Raw genomic sequence first — 5,310 nt, 5'->3', positions numbered from 1 at the left:
ACGGCGGTCAGCGCGCTGACCCGCGACCGCGCGGTCTGACGGACACGCGCGTCCGCCGGCGTGAATACGTCCCGGCGCGTCCGCCCGGTGTGACCACGTCGTCGGGCGCCCCGCCATACGGGTGACATGGAGCCGGTCTCCGTAGCCCTGGTGGATGAACCTCGTTGCCCGGTGGGGCGGACCATGGCGGGTCGCTCCCCGAAGACGAGTGCGACGACGAGTGCGACGACGCGCGCGAGTACGAGCGCGAATACGAGCCGAAGGGCGAGTGCCCCATGAGTGCCGCTTCCACGCCGGATTCCCGGCGACACCGAGGGCGGGTCGTCATGCTCGTCGACAACGCCGTCAACGGCGACTCCCGCGTACAGAAGGCCGCCCGCTCCATGGCCGACGCCGGCTGGGACGTGGTCCTGCTCGGCCAGTCACCGGACCGCGACCGGCACCGCTGGACCATCGGCGCCGCCCAAGTCCGGCTGGTCCCCGTCGTGATGACCCTCGCCAAACGCCGCAGGGACTACCGAAGGGTCATCCTGCCCCGGCTCTTCGCCTACCGGCGCGGCGGCATCGCCCACCACCGCAGGCAGTGGGTCAAGGCCTGGCGCGCCGATCTGCTGGCCCGCAGATCCGCCGAGGGCCGGCGGTTCCTGATCCGGCGTGCCGCCGCCCGCGTCCTCGGCCGCTGGGTCGGCTTCCGGCACCGCCAACTCGCCCTGGTCGAGGGCAGACGCAACCCGGACTCGCTGCCCGAGCGGCTGCGTACGGCCATGTGGCGGGCCCTGCTCGGCGACCGCTGCTGGCGCAGGCTGGAGCCGTACCTGTGGGACTACGAGTTCGCCTTCGGCCCCCTCGTGGACGCACTCGAACCCGATCTCATCCACGCCAACGACTTCCGGATGATCGGCGTCGGCGCCCGTGCCGTGCACCGCGCGCGGGGCCGGGGCCGGGACGTGAAACTGGTCTGGGACGCGCACGAGTATCTGCCCGGCATCAAGCCCCGTGCCGGATACCGGCGTTGGATGCCCGCCCATGTCGCGCACGAACGGGAGTACGGGCGCTGCGCGGACGCCGTGGTGACCGTCTCCCAGCCCTTGGCCGAGCTGCTGCACCAGGAGCACCGGCTGCCCCGGATGCCGGTCGTCGTGCTCAACGCCCCCGGCGGCGGCCCGCCCGCCGACCGCGCCCAGGAAAAGGTGCCGGATCTGCGGGAGTTGTGCGGCATCGACGCCGACACACCCCTGCTCGTCTACAGCGGCGCCCTCGCCCCACAGCGCGGGCTCGCCACGCTCATCGAGTCGCTGCCTCAACTGCCGGGCGCGCACGCGGCGCTGGTCGTCCCCGCGCCCGACGGGTGGGTCGTGGGCAAGGTGCTCGACCACGCCGCCGAACTCGGTGTCGCCGACCGGGTCCACCCGCTGCCGTACGTACCGCACTGGCAGATCGCGCCGTTCCTGGCCACCGCCGATGTCGGCGTCATCCCGATCCACCACTGGCCGAACCACGAACTCGCCCTGATCACCAAGTTCATGGAGTACGCGCACGCCCGGCTGCCCATCGTCGTCAGCGACGTCCGCACCATGGCGGCGAAGGTGCGCGAGACCGGGCAGGGCGAGGTGTTCCGGGCGCAGGACACGGCGGACTTCGTACGGGCGGCGCGCGCCGTGCTCGACGACCCGGCCGCCTACCGGAAGGCGTACGACGACCCGGAACTGCTCGCGGAGTGGACGTGGGACGCGCAGGCCGCCGTCCTCGACGGCGTCTACCAGGGGCTGTTGGCCGACCCGGCGAAGGTGACCGCCCCCGTGACGGCTCTGCCGGACGGGACGGTTGCCGAGGAGGAGGAGCCGGAGCCCGGCGACCCGGCGGGTGCCGCCGCCACCTGACCCACCGCCACCTGACCAAGCGATCACGTGACCATACGGCCGTACGGGCGTTGATGTCCTCGAACGTCGGGAGACGTCACCGGCGTCGGGGGAGCGCCGCACCCAACGAGCCGGATGGAAAGTGAGTCACCGTGCACAGGTCCGCGTACGAGCAGATGGAGCTCTGCGTCAAGGAGTACATGCCCACGACCGGCCGCCACCGGGTGGTCGACCTGGGCTCGCGCATCTCGCCCAAGCAGTCCCTCACCCATCGCGGTCTGCTCGGCGAACGCGATGTCGAGTACATCGGCGTCGACGTGCTCGACGGTCCGAACGTCGACATCGTGATGCCCGCGCCGTACCGCATTCCGGTACGGTCCCGGACCGCCGACTTCGTGATGTCGGGGCAGGCGTTCGAGCACATCCCGTTCTTCTGGGCGTCGATGATGGAGATCGCCCGCGTCCTGCGGCCCGGCGGCCTGGCCTTCGTCACCGCGCCCTCGCGCGGCCATGTGCACGACGCGCAGGACTGCTGGCGCTACTACCCGGACGGATTCAGGGCCATGGCCGCCTTCACCGGGCTCGAACTGGCCGAGGCGTACACGGACTTCCCGCCGATGAAGGGCATCCGCTTCGACTACGCCGCCATCGACGGCAAGCGCGCCTACTGGGGCGACTCGGTCGGCGTGTTCCGCAGGCCGCGGCGGCCGAGGCGACGGCTGTGGGAGTACGCGGTACGGGAGTTGACGGTCCGTTACGCGAACCGGGTCGGGGGCGTCGACGGTATCCCGCTGCCCGAGCCCGTCGAGGGGCGGGAGCGCTGCGGCAGAGGGACCCCTGCCGCCGCTCCCGCCGTCGCACCTCTCGTACCCGCGCCGAGCCCGGAGGCACAGCCCGGCCCCGTCCAGCCCGTAACGGCTGACTTGCACACGAAAGAGGCATAAACCAACGAGAGTTGACGAAAGGTGACATCGGTGGAGTTCTCCGCGTACCGTCCGTCCGCATGGCATGGCGAAACGCAGTGAACGGCACACTCGAAAAGCTCACCGGATATCAGCTCAGGCGGATCCCCGTCCCCGCCCCACGGTCAACCGTGCCGGCGACGCCGACGCCCCCCGCCGTACCGGCGGCGCCCAAGCCGAAACCGAAGCCCAGGCCGAAGCCGGCGGCGCTCCCCGCCGACTACGACGACGAGGCGAAGGAGATCATCCGCGCGGTCAAGCCGTACACGATGACCTCTCCGGAGCGGCTCAACGCCTTCATCCTCGCCACCCGCCATGTCGTACGGCACAGCATCCCCGGTGACATCGTCGAGTGCGGCGTCTGGCGCGGCGGCTCCATGCAGGCCTGCGCCAAGGCGCTGCTCGCGCTCGGCGAGAGCGACCGCGACCTGCACCTCTTCGACACCTTCGAGGGCATGCCGCCGCCCACCGCCGAGGACCTGCGGCGGGACGGCAAGTCCGCCGAGGATCTGCTCGCGGCGCAGGGCAAGGACCGGCCGATCTGGGCGATCGCCTCGCTGGAGGACGTACAGGCGGGCTTCGAGCAGGTGCCGTACCCCGGCGAGCGCGTGCACTACGTGCAGGGCATGGTCGAGGACACCGTGCCGCAGCAGGCGCCCGAGCAGATCTCGATCCTGCGCCTGGACACCGACTGGTACGCCTCCACCAAGCACGAACTGGAGTTCCTCTACCCCCGGTTGGTGAGCGGCGGGGTACTGCTCATCGACGACTACGGCTACTGGCAGGGGTCCCGCCAGGCCGTGGACGAGTTCCTGGAGAAGACGGGCGAACGGCTGCTCATGCTGCGCATGGACGAGGGCCGGATCGCGGTCAAGCCCTGAATCCGCGCCCGTTCCACCGCAGTTCGCAAGTTCAGAAGTTCGGAAGGACCGTGCACCGCGCATGACCCCCCGCCTCACCGTCGTCGTGCCCATCTACAACGTGGAGGACTATCTCGACGACTGCCTACGCTCCCTGGCCGGACAGACCATGGCCGACTCCGAGGTCGTCATGGTGAACGACGGTTCCACGGACGGAAGCGCACGGATCGCGAGACGGTTCGCCGAGCAGGACGACCGGTTCCGGCTGGTCGAGCAGCCGAACGCCGGGCTCGGCGCGGCACGCAACACCGGAGTCCGGCACGCCCGGGGGGAGTTCCTCTCCTTCGTCGACAGTGACGACGTCGTGCCGGACGACGCGTACGAGCGCATGCTCGCCGCCCTCGACGCCTCGGGCTCCGACTTCGCCACCGGAAATGTGCTGCGGCTCGGCCCCGGCGGCGCGCTCGTGCAGGCGCCGATGTTCCGCAAGCCGATGGCGACGGAGCGCTCAGGGACCAGGATCACCCGCGACTGGGTGCTGCTCGGGGACCGGATCGCCTGCAACAAGGTCTTCCGGAAGTCCTTCTGGGACCGGCACTCCTTCGCCTTCCCGTCCGGGGTGCTGTACGAGGACATCGCCGTCGTGCTGCCCGCCTACTTCCTGGCGGGTGGCGTGGACGTGCTGTCCGCACCCGTCTACCACTGGCGGACCAGGGACGGCTCGATCACCGCGAAGCGCGCCGTACCGAGGGGAATCCGCGACCGGGTCACCGCCGTCACATCGGTGAGTGACTTCCTCGCCGAACAGGCACGGGAACGGGCGGGCGGCGACAGCGATGTCAACTGGACCGACGCGCGCCGCCGTTACCACCAGCATGTGCTCGCCGGCGATCTGTGGCTGTTCATCGAGGCGCTGCCCGACGGCGACGCCGAATTCCACGAAGCCTTCCTCGACCACGCCAACTCCTTCGCCGCGACGGTCGACCAGAGCGTCTTCGACGCCCTGCCGCTGCATCTGCGCGTCAAGTGGCATCTGATCCGCGAGCGCCGGATGCCCGAACTCCTCGCGCTGCTCGCCCACGAGAAGGCCGACCCCGGGGCCTTCGGCGTCCGGGGACTGCGCAGGTCCCGCGCCGAGTATCCGGTGCTCACCGGCGGTCTGCCACGGGCCGTCGCCACCCTCAGGCCCAAGGAGCTGCCGGTGACCTCGCATCTCACCGAGGCCGTATGGCGCGAAGGGCGACTGCACCTCAAGGGCTACGCGTACGTACGCAACGTGCCGGCCGACGCGCGCCGCAAGTCCGTCAAGGCGGCCTGGCTGCGCACCGGGCAGCGGCGGGTACTGCCGCTGCGGACGCGCACGGTGCGGATGCCGGCGGCGACGTACGAGTCCAGGCAGGGCCTGCACGCCTACGACTGGGCCGGGTTCGAGACCGTCGTCGACCCGCGCCGGCTGCTGCGGAGCCGTAAGTCAGGCTCCGCCCGCACCGTCTGGAAGCTGGAGATGGGCGTCATCGGGGCGGGGCGGCTGCGCCGGGGCCCGCTGCGGCTGACGGGGTCGGCCGGGGCGCCCGCCGTACCGGCCGTGCACTACGTGGACGACACCACGCGCGTCGTGCCCGCGCTCTC

Annotated in this window: 4 protein-coding genes; all 4 read left to right on the top strand. The window is 71.0% G+C overall.

All coding sequences use genetic code 11. The features are described from left to right. The first annotated feature begins 326 nt into the window (after positions 1-326). On the top strand, positions 327-1,880 hold the full coding sequence (locus BHU15_RS27410) for a glycosyltransferase family 4 protein (protein ID WP_079128415.1): 1,554 nt from the start codon (positions 327-329) through the stop codon (positions 1,878-1,880). Between the two features lie 131 nt (positions 1,881-2,011). Continuing rightward, positions 2,012-2,803 (top strand): methyltransferase domain-containing protein, encoded by a 792-nt coding sequence (locus BHU15_RS27405; RefSeq protein WP_069629626.1) that lies wholly within the window; start codon positions 2,012-2,014, stop codon positions 2,801-2,803. Positions 2,804-2,862: 59 nt separating this feature from the next. After that, a complete protein-coding gene (locus BHU15_RS27400) occupies positions 2,863-3,702 on the top strand; it encodes a TylF/MycF/NovP-related O-methyltransferase (protein WP_069629625.1) in 840 nt (279 codons plus the stop codon). A 61-nt stretch (positions 3,703-3,763) separates the two neighbouring features. Next, positions 3,764-5,310: glycosyltransferase family 2 protein (locus BHU15_RS27395; protein WP_141726895.1), on the top strand; the 1,547-nt coding region annotated here is incomplete at its 3' end.

The sequence above is a fragment of the Streptomyces niveus genome (genome assembly GCF_001723055.1).
GTDB lineage: Bacteria > Actinomycetota > Actinomycetes > Streptomycetales > Streptomycetaceae > Streptomyces > Streptomyces niveus.
The sequence above is the reverse complement of the archived record's forward strand: the minus strand, read 5'-3'. Positions and strand labels throughout refer to the sequence as shown.